Below are 20,061 nucleotides of genomic sequence, written 5' to 3'. Positions count from 1 at the left end.
AGCAGGGCGAGCCGGTGGCAGTGGAGTGGGGAGTCAAGCGTGACATAACGTGCCCTCCATGGATCAGGAGCACATCCCCGGGGACGGCGACGGCGACGGCGCGGGCAGACGGCGGTTCCTCGCGATCGCGACGGGTGCGGCGGCCACCGCCGCCGGCCTCGGGGCCGTGGCGGGCTGTGCGAACGGAGCCGCGGGCAAGGGCGAGCTCAAGGGCAAGGAGAAGGGGCCGACGCCCGAGGGCTCGGCCGGGGAGGGCGGACCGGTCGGGTTCGACGTCAAGGCCGAGAACGCCAAGCCGGGGAACGTCGACTGGCATGTGACGAAGGCCGGCCCGGCGCGGGCCATCGAGGGCTTCGCCGACAAGGTCAGCGTCCTGCCCGGCGAGCCCTTCGGCCTGCACGTGTCCACCACCGCGCCCCGGTTCATCGTCTCCGCGTACCGGATGGGCTGGTACGGCGGCGCCCGGGCCCGGCTCGTCTGGCGCTCCGAGGCGTTGCCCGGCGTGCGCCAGCCCGAGCACACGGTGGATCCCGCGACCCGGATGGTCCGCACCCGCTGGCCCCGTACGACCACCGTCGACACCAAGGACTGGCCGGAGGGCTGCTACCTGCTACGGCTCGACGCGCAGGGCGGCGAGGGCCAACGCTTCGTCCCGGTCACGGTCCGGTCGGCGGCGGGCGCGGGCCGTACGGTCGCGGTGAACGCGGTGGCGACGTGGCAGGCCTACAACCGGTGGGGCGGCTACGGCAGCTACGACGGCCCCGGTGGCGGCTACGCCTCGCGCTCCCTGTGCGTCACGTTCGACCGGCCGTACGAGTACGACGACGGCGCTGGCCTGTTCCTGGTGTACGAGGCCCCGCTGCTGGCCCTCGCCGAGCGGCTCGGGATACCCCTGGCCTACGCGACGACCAGCGACGTGGCGCGGGAGAAGCGGCTACTGGAAGGAGCCTCGGCGGTCCTCTCGCTCGGCCACGACGAGTACTGGTCACCGGAACAGCGGGCCCACTTCACGGCCGCCCGGGACGCCGGGACCAACATCGCGGTCCTCGGCGCGAACTGCTGCTTCCGCCGGATCCGGCTGGAGCCCTCCGACCTCGGTCCGGACCGGACGGTGGTCTGCTACAAGTCCTCCTACGACCAGGACCCCGGCTTCAAGCGGGGCCACCCGGCCACCGTGGACTTCCGTTCGGCGCCCGGCGCCGACCCGGAGAGCTCGCTGCTGGGCGTGATCTACGACGGTTACCCGGTGGACGCCCCGTACGTGGTGACCAACCCGGGCCACTGGCTGTTCGAGGGCACCGGTGTGCGGGCGGGAGACCACTTCCCGCACCTGGTGGGGGTGGAGTACGACAAGGTCAACACCGGGTTCCCGACGCCCCGGCCGATCGAGATACTGGCCCACTCCCCCGTGGTGTGCGAGCGCCGGCCCAGCCACCAGGACACCGCGTACTACACGGTGCCGAGCGGCGCGGGCGTGTTCGCGACCGGGACCATGCGCTGGGTGGAGGCGCTGGACGCGACGGGCGACGGGCGCAGCGGGGCCAACCACGGCCTGGACGCGAAGGCTGGGGCACTGACGACCCGGGTGACGGAGAACCTGCTCCGGCTGTTCGCGGCGGGCCCGGCGGGGCGCACGCATCCCGCACAGGACAACGTCAAAGCGGTGTACGGAGGTTCATCCTGACCGGAATGCGGTGGACTCCACCTGGAAGTGGTGTTTAGGATCTCGATCACGGCATCGCGTGTCGGTCACCGACCGGGTGAGACATGGAGGTGCCCGTGATGTGCCTTGCGGAGGCATTCACTCATGTCAGTGCAGCTGAACCACACGATCATCCACTCCCGGAACAACCGGGAGGCCGCCGTTTTCCTGGCGGACATCCTCGGACTTGAGGTCGGGACCGAGTGGGGGCCGTTCGTCCCCGTCGACACCGCCAACGGCGTCACCCTGGACTTCGCGACGGCCCCGGCCGATTCCATCACCGCGCAGCACTACGCGTTCCTCGTCTCCGAGGAGGAGTTCGACGCGGCGTTCGGGAAGATCCGGGCGGGCGGGGTCCCGTACTTCGCCGACCCGTACATGAAGCGGGCCGGCGAGATCAACCACAACGATGGCGGACGCGGCGTCTACTTCCTGGACCCGTCGGGCCACGGGATGGAGATCATCACCCGCCCGTACGGCTACGAGGAGCCCACTGCCGGATAGCCGCGTCCGGATCGGCTACCAGCCTCACCGCCGGTCGACGGCCGCGTCCAGCACCACCTCCGGCAGCAACGCCGTCGGGCCCGCCCCCTGGAGAGGGGGCGGGCCCGACGGCGTGTGCTGTTCGCAGGGGCGGCAGGATTCGAACCTGCGGCATCTGGTTTTGGAGACCAGCGCTCTGACCAGCTGAGCTACACCCCTTCGGTGAGAGCAACTCTGACACGGAGCGCCTGGAAGATCCAAATGGATTTAACGGATTTATGGGTCAGTCGGGTGGAAGCTCGGCCCGAGTGTGTGCGCCGACGCTGCGGAGCCAGTCGATGAGGGATTCGTTTGCGCTGGTCAGTGCGATGTCGAGCGGGGTCGTGTCGTCGTACCCGATCCAGTCGACGTCGACTTTCTGCGACAGGAGGTAATGGGCGGTGGAAAGTTGACCTCCGTGGCAGGCCGACCAGAACGCGCCGGTGAGTTCGTCGGCCGGCGGAGGCCCCGCGGTGACGTACTCCGTGACGCGGTCGAGCAGTCCGAGGGCGGCAGCCTCGTGGAGGTCGGGGCGGGCCCCGAGTTCGAGGAGCCGACGGGCCACCTGCCACTGGCCGAAGGCGCAGGCGTCTGCGAGCGGGGTGCCACCGCCGATGACCGCGCCCGGCGCCGTGATGTCGGCTCCGGCTGCGACGAGGGCGTCGAGGGCCTCCACGTCGTCGTTGCTGGTGGCCCAGTGCAGCGGTGTCTCGGCATGCGCCCCGACGAACCGGGCCGCCGGGTCGGCTCCGGCGGCCACCAGGGTGCGGATGACCCGTGCCGTCTCGGGGCGGCGGCCCGGCCAGTCGGTGGCGATGTGCAGCAGGGAGCGCTCGCCCGCGCCCTTCCCCCGCCGGACGATGCGGCCCGCCGCGAGCCCGGGGTGCGCGTCCAACAGCCTGCGCAGCCCGGGGACGTCGCCGCTCTGGATCGCGGCCGTGACGGCGACGGCGCGGGTCGCCGGATTCGAGGAGCATGGACCGGAGACTCCTTCCGCGGGGAGCCCAGCGTACGGGGCCGGGCGGAGCTCCGGCAGGCGGCGGGACCGGGGGGTGCGGAGGGGGCCCGCCCCCTTGACCATCCTGGTCCAGACCAATAGTTTCCGGCATGCACCGCGCACGCGCCCCCGCACTGCTCCCGCCTCCCCGAAGGAAGCCCATGCGCCGCAGCATGCTCGGCAGGCTGGCCGTCGCCGCCTGTTCCCTCTCCCTGCTGACCGCCCTCGCCCCGTCCGCCGCCGCGCAGGCCGACGGCGGGCACGACCGCTCGTACAAGCGGGTCGGCTACTTCACCCAATGGGGCGTCTACGGAAGGGACTTCCAGGTCCAGGACCTGGAGGCGAACGGCACCGCCGGCAGGCTCACCCACATCAACTACGCCTTCGGCAACATCGGCGCGGACGGCAAGTGCTTCACCGGGAACGTACCGGGCGAGGCCGACGCCTGGGCCGACTACGTGCGTCCGCTCGACGCCGCGAACTCCGTCGACGGGGTCGCCGACAGCGCCGAGCAGCCGCTCGCCGGGAACTTCAACCAGCTGCGCGAGCTCAAGGCCAGGCATCCGGGCCTCAAGGTCCTCCTCTCGCTGGGCGGGTGGAGCTGGTCCACGCGCTTCTCGGACGCCGCGCTCACCCCCGCCTCCCGCAAGGCACTCGTCCGGTCCTGCATCGACCTCTACATCAAGGGCAACCTGCCGCAGGACGGTGCCCGCGGCGGCGCGGGCGCTGCGGCCGGCGTCTTCGACGGGATCGACCTCGACTGGGAGTGGCCCGGCTCGGCCGGTGACACCGACACCACGTTCCGGCCCGAGGACAAGCGGAACTTCGCCGAGCTGGTGAAGGAGTTCCGTACCCAGCTCGACGCGTACGCACGCAGCCAGAAGCGCAAGGACGAGTACGAACTGACGGCGTTCGTCCCGACCGCACCCGCCAAGATCGACGCGGGCTTCGACGTCCCCCGCATCATGCGCGACCTCGACTTCGTGACCCTCCAGGGCTACGACTTCCACGTCTCCGGTGAGCGGACCACCGCCCAGCAGTCCGCGCTGCGCGCCCGCGGCGACTTCAGCGTGGACGGCACGGTGGAGGCATGGCGCCACCGTGGGGCCCCCGCGCACAAGCTGGTGATGGGGATGCCGTTCTACGGACAGGGCTGGACCGGCGTCAGCGGCGGCGGGGACGGTATGGGGCAGCCGGCGACGGGACCGGCCCCGGCGACCTGGGCGGCCGGGTACGAGGACTACAAGGCGCTGAAGAAGCTGGCCGATTCGGGCACGTACAAGGTCTACCGCGACCGCCGGGGCGGACACGCCTGGCTGTTCGACGGCAGCACCCTGTGGACGTACGACGACCCCCAGGTACTGCGCACCAAGACGGAGTACATCCGCGAGAACGGCCTGGGCGGCGCCATGTTCTGGTCCCTGGACGCGGACACCGCCGACGGCGAGCTGATGACGGCCGTCGACCAGGGCCTGCACGGTCGCTGACCGGCCACTACACGACCGTCGACCGGCCCCTGCACGGCCGTCGCACGGCCACGAGACCGGCGCCGCCGGGCCGCGGAAACGACCCGGCCCGGCGGCGTCCCACCCCGTACGCTCGCCCCATGAAGATCACCACGGTTGAGGCCGTCAACCAGCTCACCACGCGCTGGGCCCGCCGGTCGGCGACCGCGGACAAGGGCACCGTCCTCACCGCGGCCGGGATGTGGCCCCTGCTGGCCTTCCTCGCCGACGGCGCGGCGGGCCCCGCCCGCACCGAACTCGCCGAAGCCCTCGGCATACCCGCCGAGGCCGCGGCCGGGGCCGCCCGGGAGCTACTGACCGGCCTGGCCGGCGTACGGGGCCTCCAGGCGGCCACCGGACTGTGGACCCGCGCCGACCTCCCCCTGCACGAGCCGTGGCTGGCCCGCCTCCCGGACGGCGCCCGGGGCACCCTGACCGGCGACGAGGACACCGACCACAAGGCCCTCGACGCCTGGGCCGAACAGGGGACGGGCGGGCTCGTCGAAACGATGCCGGTCACGCTCGACGCCGAGATGCCGCTGGTCCTCGCCTCCGCGCTCGGGCTGCGGCTGCGCTGGGCCGAGCCGTTCACGGAACGCCCCCGACGAACCCACTCGGAGGGCCCGTGGCAGGGGCGGGCCCTGCGCGGGCTGCACCGCACCACCCGCACCACCTCCGAGCTCGACCGGGTCCGCGTGACGGACGGTGCGGCGGGACCGGTCACGACCCTCGAAGTGGCCGGCGCGGACGAGGTGGACGTACACCTGATCCTCGGAGAGCCGCACGTCCCGCCGGGCGACGTCCTGGCGACGGGACTGGCCTCGGTCACCGGGGGCGCGCCGTCCACGGGCGCCGGCTCCCTCGACGAAGGTCAGCCGGGTCCGGGACTCACCCTCCGCACGGTCGACGCGTACGCCCCGGAGCCCCAGCTGCACGTCGCCACGGTCGCCTTCTCGGTCCGGGCCGAACACGATCTGCTGGCGCACGCCCGCCTCTTCGGGCTGGAGGCCGCGACCGACGACGAGCACGGCCACTTCCCCGGGATCAGTTCGACGGCGCTGGCGGTCGGCTCCGCGCGCCAGGCGGCCACGGCCGCGTTCAGCGCCACGGGGTTCGAGGCGGCGGCGGTCACCGCCGTCGCGGCGCGCTACGCCGCGGGAATGCCACCCCGGCCCAAGTACCGCGCCCGCCGGGCCGAACTCTCCTTCGAGCGCCCCTTCGGCTTCCTCGCCGTCCACCGCACCACCCGGCTGGTGCTCGCCGCGGGCTGGGTGAGCGACCCGCTTCCCGCCCCCGCGCCCCGCCTTTCCGGTGTCACGTCCCGGCCGTGGAGCGTACGGCGATAGCCGCGGTCCGACGGCCGGTGCGCTCCGCGGGGTGGGGCGCCGACCCCGTTACCCTCACGCCATGACTTCCGAAGCGATCACGGCAGCGACCTCCGGCACGTGGCGGCTCGGCGATCTCGACGTCCGCCGCATCGGCTTCGGCGCCATGCGGCTGACGCACCTCGCCGACGGCTCCCCCAGCGACCGGGAACGGGTCATCTCGGTACTGCGGCGGGCCGTCGACCTCGGCGTCAACCACATCGACACCGCCTCCTTCTACTTCTCCCCCACGCGCTCCGCCAACGAGCTGATCAACCGGGCGCTGGCCCCGTACGCCGACGGCCTCGTCATCACCACCAAGGTCGGGCCGGGCCGCAACCCGTCCGGGGAGTGGTGGTGGGCCACGCCCGAGCAGCTGCGCGGACAGGTCGAGGAGAACCTGCGCCAACTGGGTCGGGACCATCTGGACGTGGTCAACCTGCGGGTCCAGCGCCGGGAGACCACGGGGTCCATCGCGGAGCACTTCGGAGCACTCGCCGAGCTGCGCACGGCCGGGCTCATCCGCCACCTCGGCGTGTCCAACGTACGGCCCGACCACCTGGCCGAGGCCCGGGCCGTCGCACCCGTCGTCTGCGTGCAGAACCCGTACGGGATCGGTTCCCCGGCCGAGGACCACGCCCTCCTCGATTCCTGCGGGCGACAGGGCATCGCCTTCGTGCCGTTCTTCGCGATCGCAGGCTCGGGCAAGGAGGCCGGGGCGATCACGCAGGAGAGCGAGCAGGTGCGGGCCGTCGCCGAGGCCCACGGCCTGTCGACGGCGCAACTACGGCTCGCCTTCACCCTGAACCGGGGCGCGCACGTGCTCGCGATCCCGGGCACCGGGAACGCCGAGCACCTCGTGGAGAACGTCGCCACGGGCGCGGTGCGGCTGTCCCCGGAGGAGATCGCGCTGCTCGCGGCCGCATAGACCGGGGCTGCACGGCGCTGTCGGTGCCGTGTGGCACAGTGCCCCGCGTGAACGAGAACATGCACGGTGCGGCGTTGATCGACCGGGTGATCGAGCGGGTCAGGAACCAGGGCTGGCCCACCTCGGACGCACCCGACACATCCGAACCGGTGCCGCTCGCGCCGGAGGTGCTCGACCGGCTGAGGCTGCCCGGCGGTAGGGCGCTGCCGCCGAGCCTGCGCCGCTGGCTGGAGTTCGACAGCTCCTGGCTCGCCGACGTCGGCTGGTACGAGGACGAGCGCGAGCCCGTTTTCGGGGACCGGGGGTTGGGTGCGACGGCCGAGTGGACGTACGGCTGCGGCGGTGTCATGGTCGGGATGTTCGCCGACTTCGAGAAGCTGCTGCCCGCGGTGTGCCTGCCGCTCGTCGGCGGCAGCGACTCGCGCCGCCTGCTCTACCTGGGCACGCCGGACTCCACGGGCGAGTACCCGGTGCTGGTCACCGACATCGACGACCTGCCGTACGTCGCCGTGATGTACCCGGGCTTCGACGTCTACCTCGCCGATCTCGCGGATGTCCTCGACCTGGACTTCGACACGTACACCTCGCTCGCCGACCACCCCGAGTACGGCCCGAGGATGCGCGAGCACGCCGAGAACACCGAACTCGGCGCCGACGGACTGGAGTTCCAGGACCTCGACTGGCTGGACTGAGCCTGCCGTTTGACCTCGGCGTGAGCGGGCTCTGCCGAGTGACTCCGTGGGCCGGCAGAGCCAGCCGAGAAGAGGGCTGTTGACCATGAACCAGTGGATGCTGGGCCCAGGACGGCCGCCGGAACCAGGGTTCTCGCGGCGGTGAGCTTCGCCTTCTCCTCGTATCGCATGCGCTCAGTGTGCTGATCCCCGATGTCGCTTGTCAGCCTGTCCTGCGGGGTTTGGTGGCGACCTTGTGGTGGGTCGGCCGGGTGTAGGACTCGCCGGCCGCTCCCACGGGCCGTCGGAGGTCGCGCGCGAGCGGGCGGGCGAGGCGGGGTGTGTGCGGCCAGGACGAGCCAAGTCCAGCGGTCGGCCGCTTCCGAGACCCGGAGCCTGGGCCGGCTCCAGCCGAGAGTCTGCTTGAGCAGCCGCAATGTGTGCTCAACGTCGAACCTGCGCAGGAATGCCGGCCAGCACCGGTCAACGTCCTCCGTGGCGGCGCCGGTGCCCGACCACCACAGCCAGACGGGCCTGTTCACCCCGCCGCCGGGCAACACCGAACAAGTGCGAACCTCGTTCCACGGCGGACCATAAACGGCAAGCCAGGGGCCTGTTGCCAAGGCGCCGGGTCACGGGCGCCTGCTCGCGGCGTGGGTGGTGGCCAGGGCCGCCGCTTGGGGGAACGTGGGGACGTGGCCCGTGCCGCCGCGGCCGGAGACCGAGAGCGAGGCGGCTGCCATGCCGTAGGCGACGGCTTCGGCGAGGGTGTCTCCGAGGACGAGCCGGGCGGTGGTGGTGCCGGTGAGGCAGTCCCCGGCGCCGGTCGCGTCGACCGGGGCGGGGTTGACCGGTACGGGGTGGAAGCCGGCCCGCGTGCCGTCGTCGAGCAGGAGCCGGTCGGCGCCCGCGGTGACGACGACCGTACGGACGCCCAGGGCCCGGTAGCGGGCAGCGGCGGTGCGCGGATCCGCGGTGCCCACCAGGGCCTGGGCGTCGGTCGGGCAGGACGTCTTGAGCAGCCCGGTCAGCGGGGCGATCCGGGCCAGCAGCTCCCGGGCCCCGGCCCGGCCGGTGAGGCGGGGGCGGAAGTTGGGGTCGTACGAGACGTGCCCGCCGGAGTCGTGCACCGTCTCGGCGGCGGCCACCACCGCTTCGCGGCTGGTCGGGGACAGGGCTCCGGTGATCCCGCTGGTGATGAGGGCCTTCGTCCCGGTCAGCAGGTCCCGCCAGGACGCGATGTGCGCGGTGGAGAGGGTGGAACCGGCACTGTGGGTGCGCCAGTAGACGAAGGCCCGGTCGCCCTCGGCGTCGGAGGCGAGCAGGTAGGCGCCGTTGGGGCGCGGGGCGCGGCGTACGTGGGAGACGTCCACGCCGAGCTCGGCGGCGCGGTGCAGCAGCGGGACGCTGAGCTCGTCGTCGCCGACGACGGTCAGCAGGGCCGTCCGGGCTCCGGCGGCGGCTGCCGCGGCCGCCGCGTTGAGGGCGTCGCCGGAGTAGGAGATGCGGGCGGGGGTGCCGTCGGCGGCTTCGTGCAGGGCGGTGTCGGAGTGGATCTCGACGAGGACCTCGCCGAGGACGAGTACGTCGTAGCCGGTCCGGGGGGCCATCGTCAGCGCCCCGCGGTGGCGCAGCCGGTGCAGCACGGCCGGGCCAGTCCGGCGAACACGGCGGCCAGTTCGCCCGGATCGTCGGGCAGGCCGCTGCCGACGCCTACGGCGGCCGCCCCGGCGGCGAGCCACTGCGGAATCTCGGCGGGCCGGATGCCGCCGGTCGGTATGAACAGCGCCCCGGGGAGGACCGCGGTGAGGGAGCGGATGAACTGCGGGCCGCCGACGTGGGCCGGGAAGACCTTGGCGGCGCCCGCGCGTGCGACGGCGGAGGCGATCTCGCCCGGGGTGAAGCCCCCCTCGACGAAGACCGCCCCGCGCCGTTGGGCGACCGCGCGGGCCTCGGGGGCCGGATAGGGGGAGATCAGGAAGGCCGCGCCGGCGTCGAGGGCCGCCCCGGCCTGGGCGGCGGTGGTGACGGTGCCGACGCCGATCAGGGCGGGCCGGCCGTGCGCGTCGGCGAGCGGCACGGTCCGGGCGATGGCCTCGGCCCAGCCCGGGGTGGAGGTGGTCAGTTCGACGGTGCGGCAGCCGGCCGCCAGCAGGGCGGTGGTCCGGTGGACCGCTTCGTCGGCGTCGGCGTTGCGCAGGACCGGCAGCAGGCACTGGGCGGTCATCGCGTCGTACGGGTGGCAGGACAGGGGGCCCTCCTTGTGCTCCTCACAGCAGTTGTTCCACGTAATGGAACGATGTACCGTGTAACGGAACGTTCGCCATGGACCCTATCCCGCCGCCGCCCGCCTTGGAGAGCACATGCCCGATGACGGGAACACACGGGACGCGACCGGAGGCCCCCCGCGCGGCGGCCGGAGCTCGACGGCCGGCACCGCGCTGGAGAAGTCGATGCGGATCCTGGAGGCCGTGGCCGCCCCCGGCGGGCCGCACCGGCTCACCGATGTGGTGGCGGCGGCGGCCGTGCCCAAGTCGAGCACCTTCCGGATCCTCGCCTCGTTGATCGAGCAGGGCTTCGTACGCCCCGAAAGCGACGCGCGGTACGGGGTGGGGCCCCGGCTGCGCGGGCTGTCCGCCCTGGTCAGCGGGGGCGAACCGCAGGACGTCGGGCGGATCCTCGGCGAGCTGCGCGAGGCCGTCGGCCAGACGGTCCACCTGGCCCTGCACAGCGGGGAGACGCTCACCTACATCCGGAAGCTGGAGAGCGACCAGCCCTTCCGGACGGCCTCCCGGGTCGGGATGCAGATGCCGCTGCACAGCACCGCGATCGGCAAGAGCATCCTGGCGCACCTGCCCGAGGAGCAGGTGCGGGCGCTGATCGAGAGCGCGGGACTGCCGCCCCGCACTCCGAACACGCTGACCAGCCCAGAGGCGCTGCTGGCGGAGCTGGAGACGGTCCGGGCCCGGGGCTTCGCCATGGACGACGAGGAGAACGAGGCGACGATCCGGTGCATCGGCGCCGCGGTCCTGGACCCCGGGGGCAGCCCGGTCGGCGGGGTCAGCATCACCACGGTCACCTTCCTCGTCTCGCGCGAGGAGATCGAGGCGTATGCGCCGGCCCTGCGCGCGGCGACGCAGGCGCTGGCTCCGCTGCTGTGAGCCGGCCCGGGCGGCCGGAGCCGGCCCGGGCCGGCCGGTGTGCGCTCAGCCGCGGGGCTCGGCACCGACCAGGGCGCCGGCCGCGCCACCCGGGCCGCCGGCGGCGCCCGGACCCGGCGAGCCGCCCGAGCCCCCCGAACCACCCGGGCCGGATCGACTCCGGGCCGCACCGATCCGCAGGACCGCCGCCACTGCCACGGCGACGGCCGCGGCCAGCGCCCCGGCGGCGCCCAGCGTCAGCCCGTCGGGCGAGCTCAGCGCCTGCCCGCGCAGGGCCTGCCAGACGGTCAGCCCGACCAGCCCCGCGTACCCGAGCCCTGCCACCAGTACGAGGCGTGGCCGCACCCCCGCGTCGGCCGCCCATCCGTACCGCCGGGCCGCGTACGCGAGGCCGAGCGCCAGCAGCGGTAGCACCTGGAGCGCGTGCATGCCGACGAAGTGGGCGATCCGCAGGTCGCCCCCGGTGGACTCCCAGCCGGTGACCGGCAGGTGCGGGCCGCCGTCCGCGGTCCCGACGCCGTGCGCGCCGACCGTGCCGGTGATCCGGCCCGACGCCTGGTCGGCGGTGGGCTGGGTCATCAGGAAACCGACGGCGAGTCCCGCCAGCCCGATCACCGAGCCGAGCCGGATCGCCCACTGGGTGGCCCGGTCGGCGAGCGGCTGGCGCCACAGCACGACCGCCATCAGCAGGGTGCCCAGCCACAGCACCACCACCGTCGTGCCCATCAGGCTGAAGAGGGCGGCGTCCGTGGGGGTTTCGGTGTTGAAGTGGCTGCGCTTGCCGCGCACCACCTGCCCCACGATGATCACCATCTCCACCGCGCTGCCCGCCGCGACGACGGTCCCGGCCCACCAGCCGACCCGCTGGCGACGGGTGAGCAGCGAGTGCATCCAGGCCAGGGTCAGCCCGTACAGCACGAACGAGACCGAAAACTTGAAGGGTTTGTGCCAGATCGGCGATCCGAGGAGCATCCGGTCGTCCACGAGCAGCCCGACCCCCGAAATCAGGGTCATCACCCCCATGGCCGCCGTGAAGAGCAATAACGGCCGATGCCATCCTGCGATGTGGATCCGCATCCTACGATTCCCCCGTAATGGATAGTCACACTGTCCACTTTCCGATAGCTTCACTATCCATAACGCGACCGGGTACCGCAAGTCCCCGGCCCGTTCGAAAGAGAGAAAACGCTGTGCGCATAGGAGAGTTGAGCCGGGCGAGCGGCGTCCCGGTGCCCACCATCAAGTACTACCTGCGCGAAGGGCTCCTCCCCGCCGGGGAGTTGACCAGCCCCAATCAGGCGCACTACGGCGACTCCCACCTGCGCCGCCTGCACTTGATCCGCGCCCTCACCGACGTCGGCGGACTGCCGCTCGCCTCCGTCGGCAAGGTGGTCGAGGCGGTGGAGGACCGCGAGCGTCCCGTGCACAAGCTCCTGGGCGCAGCCGCCCGCACCGTGGACCTCGTCCTGCCCGACCCCGTCGACTCCGACACCGCCGAACGGACCGAGGCCCGGGCGATGGCCGAAGAGCTGATCGAGCGGCGCGGCTGGCAGGTCCAGCCGGGGCACCCGGCGGTGGAGGCACTGACCGCCGCGATGGCCTCCGTCCTGAAGGTCGGGCACGGGGACTATCTGGAGCATTTGGACGAGTTCGCGACCGCCGGAGAGCTGATCGCCGCCGCCGACCTCGCCTACGTGGCCCGCCGGGAGCAGCCGGAGGACCTCGTCGAACGTGTCGTGGTGGGCACCGTGCTGGGGGACGCGATGCTCGTGGCGCTGCGGCGGCTCGCCCAGGTGGACGCCTCGGCGCGGCGCTATCCGGCGCGGGCCCCGGAAGATTCTTCGGAATCTTCTTCCGGATAACCGTTATCGGGGCCGCGCTCGACGGTCTCCCAGGTATCGGGCATCATCGACCGCCGGTACGGACAGGGAACCTCACATGACTACACAGCACACCGCAGCGCTGGTGGCAGCGGCCCGCGCGGGCGATCCCCGCGCACAGGACGAGCTGGTCAGCACCTATCTGCCGCTCGTCTACAACATCGTGGGGCGGGCGCTGAACGGCTCCTGCGACGTGGACGACGTGGTGCAGGACACGATGCTGCGGGCGCTCGACGGGCTGGGCACGCTGCGGTCGGACGACAGCTTCCGGTCCTGGCTGGTCGCCATCGCCATGAACCGGGTGCGGGCGCACTGGCAGGCCCGGCACAGCGCCCCCGGCGAGAGCGGACTCGAAGCGGCCTGGGAGCTGGCCGACCCGGGCGCCGACTTCGTGGACCTGACCGTCCTGCGGCTCCAGCTCGAAGGCCAGCAGCGGGAGACGGCCCGCGCCACCCGCTGGCTGGACACCGACGACCGCGCCCTGCTGTCGCTGTGGTGGCTGGAGTGCGCCGGTGAGCTGACCCGTGCCGAGGTGGCCGCGGCCCTCGAACTGTCCCCGCAGCACACGGCGGTTCGGGTGCAGCGGATGAAGGCGCAGCTGGAGTCGGCCCGGGTGGTGGAGCGGGCCCTGGGTGCGCAGCCCCCGTGCGAGGAGCTGCGCACGGTGACGGCCGGCTGGGACGGGGCGCCGTCGACGCTGTGGCGCAAGCGAATAGCCCGGCACGCGCGGGAGTGCATACGGTGCGCAGGACTGTGGAGCGGACTGCTCCCGGCGGAGGGGCTGCTGGCGGGCCTGGCCCTGGTCCCGGTCGGGGCGGCCCTGCTGGCCGGCGTACGGTCGGCCGCGGCGGGCGGTTTCGTCCCGGCGGGCGCGGCGTACGCACCGGCGAACGCGGCGTACGCCTCCGAGGGCGCGGGCGTCGCAACGGGCACGGGGATGGGCACGGGCACGGGCCTCGACGGCACGGACTTCTCCGACGCCGCGACGCAGCTCACCCCCGCGGTCTCCGGCCAGGGCGGCAGGGCGGACGGCACCCCCGGCGGCGGCCGCAGCGTCCTGCGCAAGCGGCGCCAGAGCCGCCGCCGCGCAGTCGGCGGGGCGGTGATCGCCGCGTGCGTCGCGGGCGGCGGCCTCGCCTACCTCGGCGGGTTCCCCGGCTCGGGAGACAAGGACACCGACGCCGCGCCCGCCGCACCGCTGTCCGCGCTGTCGGCGCCCGACGCCGCTTCCGCTTCCCCCTCGGACTCGGCCTCGCCCTCACCCTCCGCTTCCCCCTCTCCGTCGGCCTCCGCCTCGCCGAGCCCCTCCGCCGCGAGCCCGACGCCGAGCCCCGCACCGACCAAGTCCAAGGCGCCGGTGCCGCGCCCCTCGACCCCCGCTCCGGGGCCCGCCCCCGCGGGCGTCGCGGGCCAGGTCATCGCCCTGGTCAACGCCGAGCGCGCGAAGGCCGGCTGCGGCCCGCTGAAGGAGGATTCGCAGCTGCGGGCCGCCGCACAGGGACACTCCGACGACATGGCGGCCCGGGACTTCTTCTCGCACACCAACCCCGACGGAGCCGACCCGGGGAAGCGGACGACGGCCGCCGGGTACCGCTGGTCGACGTACGGGGAGAACATCGCGCGGGGCCAGCAGACCGCGGACTCGGTCATGGACTCCTGGATGAACAGCCCGGGCCACCGCGCCAACATCCTCAACTGCTCCTTCAAGGAGATCGGCGTCGGCATCCACACGGGACCGAGCGGCCCGTGGTGGACGCAGAACTTCGGCGCCCGCATGTGACCCGGCCGGACCGGGTCGCGCCGCCCGCGCTCGCCGTCGACGCGGGCCTGAGCACCGACGAGCGGGGCCGGATCGTCACGGACCCGGCCGCCGGGACGCGGTCGTCCGGTTCACCCACGGCGACGGCACCCCGCGCCGCAGGTACCTGCCGGGGCGGGCCGCCGTGGCGTACGGGGAGTCCGTCACCAGCAGCCCGCTCCGCACGTTCCGCACGTCGCGCCGGTACGCGATCCCCGCGCGCGATGTGGACCCGCCGCGGCAGCCGCAACCGCCCGGCCCGATCCGGACGGCGGGCCCTAGTGGTGGAAGCCCGAGCGGGGTTCGGTCGCCGGGACCGGCGGGGGTGTGGCGGTGAGGTGGTCCACCGCATGGCGCAGGTCCTCGACCAGCAGGGCGATCTGGTCGCGGGTCACCCCGTGCCGGATCAGCACGCGCTGGATGACGGTGTCGTCCCGGTCGGCCGGCAGCGGGTACGACGGGACCTGCCAGCCGCGCATCCGCAGCCGGTCGGAGAGGTCGTAGAGGCTGAAGCCGGACGCGGCTTGGTCGGTGAGCCGGTAGGAGACGGCGGGCAGGCCGCCGAGCCCGTCGTAGAGCAGGGTGAACGGGCCCATGGCGGTGATCTCCCCGGCCAGGTACTGCGCGGTGGCGACGCAGGCCTCGTGGACGCGCCGGTAGCCACCGCGACCGAGCCGCAGGAACAGGTAGTACTGGGCGATGACCTCGCCGCCGGGGCGGGAGAAGTTGAGGGCGAAGGTCGGCATGTCGCCGCCGAGGTAGTCCACGTCGAAGACGAGCTCGGGAGGCAGCAGGTCGGCGGTGCGCCACACGATCCAGCCGACGCCGAGGGGCGCGAGCCCGTACTTGTGCCCGGAGGCGTTGACGGAGGCGACGCGCGGCAGCCGGAAGTCCCACACGACGTCTTCGTGGAGGAAGGGCGCGATGAAGCCGCCACTGGCCCCGTCCACGTGGATCGGGACGTCCCAGCCGTGTTCGGCCTGGATGCGGTCGAGTTCGGTGGCGATCTCGGCGACGGGCTCGTAGTCGCAGGTGTAGGTGACGCCGAGGATGGCGACGACGCCGATGGTGTTCTCGTCGATGTACTCGGCGAGCTGATGGGGCCGCAGACCGGTGGCGTCGGCCTCGATCGGGATCTGGCGCAGTTCGACGTCGAAGTAGCGGGCGAACTTCTCCCAGCAGACCTGGACCGGCCCGCACACCAGATTGGGCCGGTCGACGGGCAGGCCCTGGGCCTGGCGGCGGGTGCGCCAGCGGAATTTGAGGGCGAGGCCGCCGAGCATGGCGGCTTCGCTGGACCCGGTGGTCGAGCAGCCGGTGGCCGCGCCGCCGGCCGGCGCGTTCCACAGGTCGGCGAGGATGTTGACGCAGCGGGCCTCGATTTCCGCGGTCTGCGGGTACTCGTCCTTGTCGATCATGTTCTTGTCGAGGCACTGGTTCATCAGGCGGTGGACGCCGTCGTCGGACCAAGTGGTGCAGAAGGTGGCGAGGTTCTGGGCCGCGTTGCCGTCGAGGAGCAGCTCGTTGCTGAGCAGTTCGTAGACGACCTCGGTGGGTGAGTGGTCATCGGGCATCCGGTACTTGGGGAGGACCTGGCTGCTCAGTGCGGACGTGAACACGTCCGAGTCGGCATCGCCGGCGTTCACGTCTTTAGTCTCGTGGAGAGCCATATCCGGACTATAGGTTCCTGATCTTGGCAATCCCGGCTTTTCAAACATGCACACCGAGAGCTTCCGGCCGACTCCACGGTGTGACGCCCCCCATAGGGGCGGCGCGTCACCGGATAAATTACTGTCGAGTAGACTTTTGCTCGAAGATCTTCCCGTCCGGGCCGCTGGAGCCGGGTCGGACGGGAAGATCGACCAACTCGTTCTACGGGCAACTTATCCGCGGATGTCCGGATACTGGTCACCGGTCCGTACCGTCCTGATACTTCTTCGACCCATGAACAAGATCACCCGCCGGCAGGCCCTGGGCACCACAGCCGGCGCACTCACCGCCCTCGGCATCGCAGGCGCCACCGCGCACGCAGCCGCCACCGACTCCCGCGCCTCCATACCCGCCGGCACGGTCGACGAGGTGTACCAGGGCCGCCGCATCCAGATCGCCCCGGCCCAGGACGGTGGTGGCCACCACGGCGGCCACCACGGGGGCGGCCACGACGCGCTGCCCACCGTCCGGATAGACGGACGCGAACTGCACGTGATGCGCAACGCCGACGGCACCTGGATCAGCGTGGTCAACCACTACGAGACCTTCGCCGATCCGACCTCGCTCGCCCGCGCCGCCGTGCGCGAGCTCCAGGGAGCCGTCCTCGTCCCGTTCGCGCCCATGGGAGGCACGGCATGACCGTCCGCAAGAACCAGGCCGCCCTCACCCCCGAGGAGAAGCGCGCCTTCACGAACGCCCTGCTCGAACTCAAGCGCACGGGCGCCTACGACCGGTTCGTGACCACCCACAACGGGTTCATCATGAGCGACACGGACTCTGGCGACCGGGTGGGCCACCGCTCCCCCTCCTTCCTGCCGTGGCACCGCCGCTTCCTGCTGGAGTTCGAGGCCGCCCTGCAGAAAGTGGACGCCGAGGTCACCCTCCCGTACTGGGACTGGACCACCGACCGGACCCCCCGCTCCTCCCTCTGGGCCGCCGACTTCCTCGGCGGCACCGGCCGGGCCCGCGACGGGCAGGTCATGGACGGGCCGTTCGCCTACGCCACCGGGAAGTTCGAGGTGAACGTACGGGTGGACGGGCGCGCGTACCTGCGGCGCGCACTCGGCGCGGGAGTGGCCGAGCTGCCGACGAAGGCCGAGGTGGACGCCGTGCTCAACATGCCGGTGTACGACATGGCCCCGTGGAACAGCTCCTCGAACGGTTTCCGCAACCACCTGGAGGGCTGGCGCGGCGCCAACCTCCACAACCGGGTGCACGTCTGGGTCGGCGGCCAGATGGCCACCGGGGTCTCCCCCAACGACCCGGTGTTCTGGATGCACCACGCCTACGTCGACAAGCTGTGGGCCGAATGGCAGGCCCGCAACCCGAAGTCCGCGTACCTGCCGGCCGCCGGCACCACCAACGTCGTGGACCTGCACGACACCATGCGGCCGTGGAACGACGTGACTCCGGCCGACATGCTCGACCACCGGAAGCACTACACCTTCGACACGGAGCCGGTCCCGGCCGCCGCCAGCCAGCGGTAGTGCAGCTCGGGGCGCCCGACCTGGCCGTAGCGGGGGGTACGGTCCGCCCGCCCGGTGTCCACCAGGTGCTCCAGGTAGCGGCGGGCCGTGATCCGGGAGATCCCGGCCGCCTCGGCCGCCCCCGCGGCGGTCAGTCCCTCGGGCGCCGCCCGCAGCAGCGCGCCGACCCGGTCCAGGGTCGGCGCGCTCAACCCCTTCGGGAGCTCGGCGGGCCCGGGGGCACGCAGGGCGGCGAGCGCCCGGTCCACGTCGTCCTGGCCCGCCGCCTCTCCCGCCGTCGCGCGGAACTCGGCGTAGCGCAGCAGCCGTTCGCGCAGCGTCGGGAAGGCGAAGGGCTTCAGCACGTACTGGACCACGCCGAGCGAGACGCTCTCGCGGACCACGGCCAGGTCGCGCGCCGAGGTCACCACGATCACGTCCACGGGATGCCCGGAAGCCCGCAGCCGGCGGGCGAAGCGCAGCCCGTTGCCGTCGGGCAGGGCGAGGTCGAGCAGCAGGAGGTCGACCCCGGTCCGCTCCAGGATGCGGGTGGCCCCGGCCAGCGAGTGGACGGCGCCGACGGCGGTGAAGCCGGGGACCCGGCCGACGTACAGCGCGTGCGCGTCGGCGGCGACGGGGTCGTCCTCGACCACCAGCACCCGCACCGCGGGCGCCTCTCGTGCTTCTCGTGCCTCTCGTGCCTCGCGGCCGTCACGGGCGTCGCTCATGGCGTCGCCTCCCTTCCCATCGGCATGCGTACGGTGAACTCGGCTCCTCCGCCGGGCACTTCGGCGGCGACCGCGCTGCCTCCGTGCCGATGGGCCACCTGCCGGACCAGGGCGAGGCCGAGGCCGCGCCCCTCTCCCTTCCCCGACCAGCCGCGCAGGAACACATCGGCGGCGGCGCCCGTCGGCAGCCCGGGGCCGTTGTCGCTGACGCGCAGCAGCAGCCCGTCCTCGTCGGGCCGGACGGTGACGGCGATCCGGGCCCCGGGGACACCGGTGAGGGCGTCGACGGCGTTGTCGAGGAGGTTGCCGAGCACGGTGACGAGGTCCCTGGCCGGCACGGTTCCGGTCCGGCCGTCGACGGCGCGGCTGTCGGCGGTGACGACCAGTTCGACGCCCCGCTCGTGCGCCTGGGCGGCCTTGCCCAGCAGGAGCGCCACCAGGACGGGTTCCCCGACGCCGGTGACCACCTCGTCGGTGAGGGCCTGGGCCAGCTCCAGTTCGGCGGTGGCGAACTCCACCGCCTCGTCCGCGCGGCCGAGTTCGATGAGGGAGACCACGGTGTGCAGCCGGTTGGCCGCCTCGTGGGCTTGGGAGCGCAGCGCCTCGGTGAATCCGCGTTCCTGATCCAGCTCGCCGGTCAGCGACTGGAGTTCGGTGTGGTCGCGCAGGGTGACCACGGTCCCGCGACGGCCGCCGCCCGCGACGGGCGAGCTGTTGAGGACCAGGACCCGGTCCGCGGTCAGGTGCACCTCGTCCACCCGCGGCCGGTCGGCGAGCAGGGCGCCGGTGAGCGGCGCGGGCAGCCCGAGGTCGGCGGCACCGGTGCCCCTGACGTCCCCCCGCAGGCCCAGCAGTTCGCGTCCGGCGTCGTTGATGAGGGTGATCCGGCGCTGGCCGTCGAGCATCAGCAGGCCCTCACGGACTCCGTGCAGGGCGGCCTGGTGGTAGTCGTACATCCGGCTGAGTTCGCCCGCGTTCATCCCGTGGGTGTGCCGGCGCAGCCGGGCGTTGACGACGTACGTGCCGAGTCCGCCGAGGGCGAGCGCGCCGGCCGCGACCCAGGCGAGGGCGGAGAGCTGCTCGGCGAGCCGGGCGCTGATCGCGCGGACGGTGATGCCGGCGCTGACCATGCCGGTGACCCGGCCGTCGTCGACGAGCGGGGTCACCACCCGGATGGAGGGCCCGAGGGTGCCGGTGTAGGTCTCGCTGAAGGTCTCGCCGCGCAGGGCGCGGGCGGTGTTGCCCATGAAGGGCTCGCCGATGCGGCGGGGGTCGGGGTGGGTCCAGCGGCGCCCGTCCGGGGCCATGATCGTCACGAAGTCCACCCCCGAGTCGACGCGGACCCGCTCGGCGTAGGGCTGGAGGGCGAGCGAGGGATTGCCGCCGTCCGCCGCCCCGCGTACGGCCTCGCGCACGGACGGGGAGTCGGCGACCGCGCGGGCCACGGCGCCCGCCTGGCGCCGGGCGGCCTCCTCGGCCTGCCCGCGGGCGGTGGCGTACGCGAAGACCGCGCAGCCGGCAACTACCACGGCGACCAGCAACACCTGCATGGCGAAGAGCTGGCCGGCGAGGCTGCGCGGCGGACGAGGGAACCGGAACATGGCGTTCAGTGTGCACCCAGCTGTGAAC

At 72.9% G+C, this 20,061-nt stretch carries 18 protein-coding genes, 1 tRNA gene and 1 pseudogene; 11 read left to right on the top strand and 9 right to left on the bottom strand.

Features of this window, described 5'->3' with window-relative positions:
• Positions 1 to 58: 58 nt before the first annotated feature.
• Positions 59 to 1,684, top strand: coding sequence for a N,N-dimethylformamidase beta subunit family domain-containing protein (locus OHA65_RS34555; RefSeq protein ID WP_405763194.1), 1,626 nt, complete (start codon positions 59 to 61; stop codon positions 1,682 to 1,684).
• 123 nt (positions 1,685 to 1,807) lie between these two features.
• Positions 1,808 to 2,206, top strand: coding sequence for a VOC family protein (locus tag OHA65_RS34550; protein WP_327280061.1), 399 nt, complete (start codon positions 1,808 to 1,810; stop codon positions 2,204 to 2,206).
• A 124-nt stretch (positions 2,207 to 2,330) separates the two neighbouring features.
• On the opposite strand, the gene OHA65_RS34545 is transcribed toward OHA65_RS34550, so the two are convergent.
• Positions 2,331 to 2,404: transfer RNA gene (locus OHA65_RS34545), tRNA-Trp, on the bottom strand.
• 64 nt (positions 2,405 to 2,468) lie between these two features.
• Positions 2,469 to 3,320 carry an ankyrin repeat domain-containing protein gene (locus OHA65_RS34540; RefSeq protein WP_405763191.1) on the bottom strand — a complete coding sequence of 284 codons (852 nt, stop codon included), beginning with the start codon at positions 3,318 to 3,320 and terminating at the stop codon, positions 2,469 to 2,471.
• Between the two features lie 62 nt (positions 3,321 to 3,382).
• Between OHA65_RS34540 and OHA65_RS34535 the strand changes: the two genes are divergently transcribed.
• From OHA65_RS34535 to OHA65_RS34520, 4 genes are all read left to right on the top strand, one after another.
• Positions 3,383 to 4,708 (top strand): glycoside hydrolase family 18 protein, encoded by a 1,326-nt coding sequence (locus tag OHA65_RS34535; protein ID WP_405763188.1) that lies wholly within the window; start codon positions 3,383 to 3,385, stop codon positions 4,706 to 4,708.
• A 119-nt stretch (positions 4,709 to 4,827) separates the two neighbouring features.
• A complete protein-coding gene (locus OHA65_RS34530; RefSeq protein ID WP_327280058.1) occupies positions 4,828 to 6,072 on the top strand; it encodes a serpin family protein in 1,245 nt (414 codons plus the stop codon).
• Between the two features lie 61 nt (positions 6,073 to 6,133).
• Positions 6,134 to 7,018 carry an aldo/keto reductase gene (locus OHA65_RS34525; protein ID WP_327280057.1) on the top strand — a complete coding sequence of 295 codons (885 nt, stop codon included), beginning with the start codon at positions 6,134 to 6,136 and terminating at the stop codon, positions 7,016 to 7,018.
• A 47-nt stretch (positions 7,019 to 7,065) separates the two neighbouring features.
• A complete protein-coding gene (locus OHA65_RS34520) occupies positions 7,066 to 7,710 on the top strand; it encodes a hypothetical protein (RefSeq protein ID WP_329315482.1) in 645 nt (214 codons plus the stop codon).
• Between the two features lie 243 nt (positions 7,711 to 7,953).
• Here OHA65_RS34520 and OHA65_RS34515 read toward each other — a convergent pair.
• The 3 genes and pseudogenes from OHA65_RS34515 to OHA65_RS34505 form a co-directional block, all read right to left on the bottom strand.
• Positions 7,954 to 8,246 (bottom strand): annotated as a pseudogene (locus tag OHA65_RS34515) (transposase); the annotation flags it as partial.
• Between the two features lie 75 nt (positions 8,247 to 8,321).
• Entirely contained in the window at positions 8,322 to 9,335 is a 1,014-nt protein-coding gene (locus OHA65_RS34510) for a sugar kinase (protein WP_329315480.1), read from the bottom strand.
• The gene (locus OHA65_RS34505; RefSeq protein ID WP_405763185.1) at positions 9,302 to 9,916 is read right to left on the bottom strand and encodes a bifunctional 4-hydroxy-2-oxoglutarate aldolase/2-dehydro-3-deoxy-phosphogluconate aldolase; all 615 of its coding nucleotides are present in this window, start codon (positions 9,914 to 9,916) and stop codon (positions 9,302 to 9,304) included. Before OHA65_RS34505 ends, OHA65_RS34510 begins: the two co-directional genes overlap by 34 nt.
• 136 nt (positions 9,917 to 10,052) lie before the next feature.
• On the opposite strand from OHA65_RS34505, the gene OHA65_RS34500 reads away from it, so the two are divergent.
• Positions 10,053 to 10,850 (top strand): IclR family transcriptional regulator, encoded by a 798-nt coding sequence (locus OHA65_RS34500; RefSeq protein WP_327280053.1) that lies wholly within the window; start codon positions 10,053 to 10,055, stop codon positions 10,848 to 10,850.
• 45 nt (positions 10,851 to 10,895) lie between these two features.
• Here the strand turns inward: OHA65_RS34500 and OHA65_RS34495 are convergent, their stop codons facing one another.
• Entirely contained in the window at positions 10,896 to 11,873 is a 978-nt protein-coding gene (locus OHA65_RS34495; RefSeq protein ID WP_327285892.1) for a hypothetical protein, read from the bottom strand.
• Positions 11,874 to 12,055: 182 nt separating this feature from the next.
• On the opposite strand from OHA65_RS34495, the gene OHA65_RS34490 reads away from it, so the two are divergent.
• Entirely contained in the window at positions 12,056 to 12,712 is a 657-nt protein-coding gene (locus OHA65_RS34490; RefSeq protein WP_327280052.1) for a MerR family transcriptional regulator, read from the top strand.
• Positions 12,713 to 12,788: 76 nt separating this feature from the next.
• Positions 12,789 to 14,510 carry a sigma-70 family RNA polymerase sigma factor gene (locus tag OHA65_RS34485; protein ID WP_405758329.1) on the top strand — a complete coding sequence of 574 codons (1,722 nt, stop codon included), beginning with the start codon at positions 12,789 to 12,791 and terminating at the stop codon, positions 14,508 to 14,510.
• A gap of 296 nt (positions 14,511 to 14,806) precedes the next feature.
• Here the strand turns inward: OHA65_RS34485 and OHA65_RS34480 are convergent, their stop codons facing one another.
• Positions 14,807 to 16,198, bottom strand: a complete 1,392-nt coding sequence (locus OHA65_RS34480; protein ID WP_405758326.1) for a glutamate decarboxylase — start codon at positions 16,196 to 16,198, stop codon at positions 14,807 to 14,809.
• 274 nt (positions 16,199 to 16,472) lie between these two features.
• Between OHA65_RS34480 and OHA65_RS34475 the strand changes: the two genes are divergently transcribed.
• Together OHA65_RS34475 and OHA65_RS34470 are read left to right on the top strand one after the other, a co-directional pair.
• A complete protein-coding gene (locus tag OHA65_RS34475) occupies positions 16,473 to 16,877 on the top strand; it encodes an apotyrosinase chaperone MelC1 (protein WP_327280049.1) in 405 nt (134 codons plus the stop codon).
• Complete coding sequence (locus tag OHA65_RS34470) at positions 16,874 to 17,725, top strand: tyrosinase MelC2 (protein WP_327280048.1); 852 nt, start codon at positions 16,874 to 16,876, stop codon at positions 17,723 to 17,725. The genes OHA65_RS34475 and OHA65_RS34470 overlap by 4 nt, the downstream gene beginning before the upstream one ends.
• On the opposite strand, the gene OHA65_RS34465 is transcribed toward OHA65_RS34470, so the two are convergent.
• Positions 17,677 to 18,432, bottom strand: coding sequence for a response regulator (locus OHA65_RS34465; RefSeq protein ID WP_329315473.1), 756 nt, complete (start codon positions 18,430 to 18,432; stop codon positions 17,677 to 17,679). The two genes, OHA65_RS34470 and OHA65_RS34465, sit on opposite strands and share 49 nt — an antisense overlap.
• Positions 18,429 to 20,033 carry a sensor histidine kinase gene (locus OHA65_RS34460; protein WP_327280046.1) on the bottom strand — a complete coding sequence of 535 codons (1,605 nt, stop codon included), beginning with the start codon at positions 20,031 to 20,033 and terminating at the stop codon, positions 18,429 to 18,431. The genes OHA65_RS34465 and OHA65_RS34460 overlap by 4 nt, the downstream gene beginning before the upstream one ends.
• Positions 20,034 to 20,061: the final 28 nt, after the last annotated feature.

Source organism: Streptomyces sp. NBC_00045 (assembly GCF_045041095.1).
GTDB lineage: Bacteria > Actinomycetota > Actinomycetes > Streptomycetales > Streptomycetaceae > Streptomyces.
Note: the sequence above shows the minus strand (reverse complement) of the source record. Positions and strands in the feature narration are given on the sequence as shown.

Bases quoted from the DNA above. Each gene is read 5' to 3' on its own strand.
- OHA65_RS34555 (WP_405763194.1), top strand. From the start codon at position 59: ATGGATCAGGAGCACATCCCCGGGGACGGCGACGGCGACGGCGCGGGC.
- OHA65_RS34550 (WP_327280061.1), top strand. From the start codon at position 1,808: ATGTCAGTGCAGCTGAACCACACGATCATCCACTCCCGGAACAACCGG.
- OHA65_RS34535 (WP_405763188.1), top strand. From the start codon at position 3,383: ATGCGCCGCAGCATGCTCGGCAGGCTGGCCGTCGCCGCCTGTTCCCTC.
- OHA65_RS34530 (WP_327280058.1), top strand. From the start codon at position 4,828: ATGAAGATCACCACGGTTGAGGCCGTCAACCAGCTCACCACGCGCTGG.
- OHA65_RS34525 (WP_327280057.1), top strand. From the start codon at position 6,134: ATGACTTCCGAAGCGATCACGGCAGCGACCTCCGGCACGTGGCGGCTC.
- OHA65_RS34505 (WP_405763185.1), bottom strand. From the start codon at position 9,916: ATGACCGCCCAGTGCCTGCTGCCGGTCCTGCGCAACGCCGACGCCGAC.
- OHA65_RS34500 (WP_327280053.1), top strand. From the start codon at position 10,053: ATGCCCGATGACGGGAACACACGGGACGCGACCGGAGGCCCCCCGCGC.
- OHA65_RS34495 (WP_327285892.1), bottom strand. From the start codon at position 11,873: ATGGGGGTGATGACCCTGATTTCGGGGGTCGGGCTGCTCGTGGACGAC.
- OHA65_RS34485 (WP_405758329.1), top strand. From the start codon at position 12,789: ATGACTACACAGCACACCGCAGCGCTGGTGGCAGCGGCCCGCGCGGGC.
- OHA65_RS34480 (WP_405758326.1), bottom strand. From the start codon at position 16,198: ATGGCTCTCCACGAGACTAAAGACGTGAACGCCGGCGATGCCGACTCG.
- OHA65_RS34475 (WP_327280049.1), top strand. From the start codon at position 16,473: ATGAACAAGATCACCCGCCGGCAGGCCCTGGGCACCACAGCCGGCGCA.
- OHA65_RS34470 (WP_327280048.1), top strand. From the start codon at position 16,874: ATGACCGTCCGCAAGAACCAGGCCGCCCTCACCCCCGAGGAGAAGCGC.
- OHA65_RS34465 (WP_329315473.1), bottom strand. From the start codon at position 18,432: ATGAGCGACGCCCGTGACGGCCGCGAGGCACGAGAGGCACGAGAAGCA.
- OHA65_RS34460 (WP_327280046.1), bottom strand. From the start codon at position 20,033: ATGTTCCGGTTCCCTCGTCCGCCGCGCAGCCTCGCCGGCCAGCTCTTC.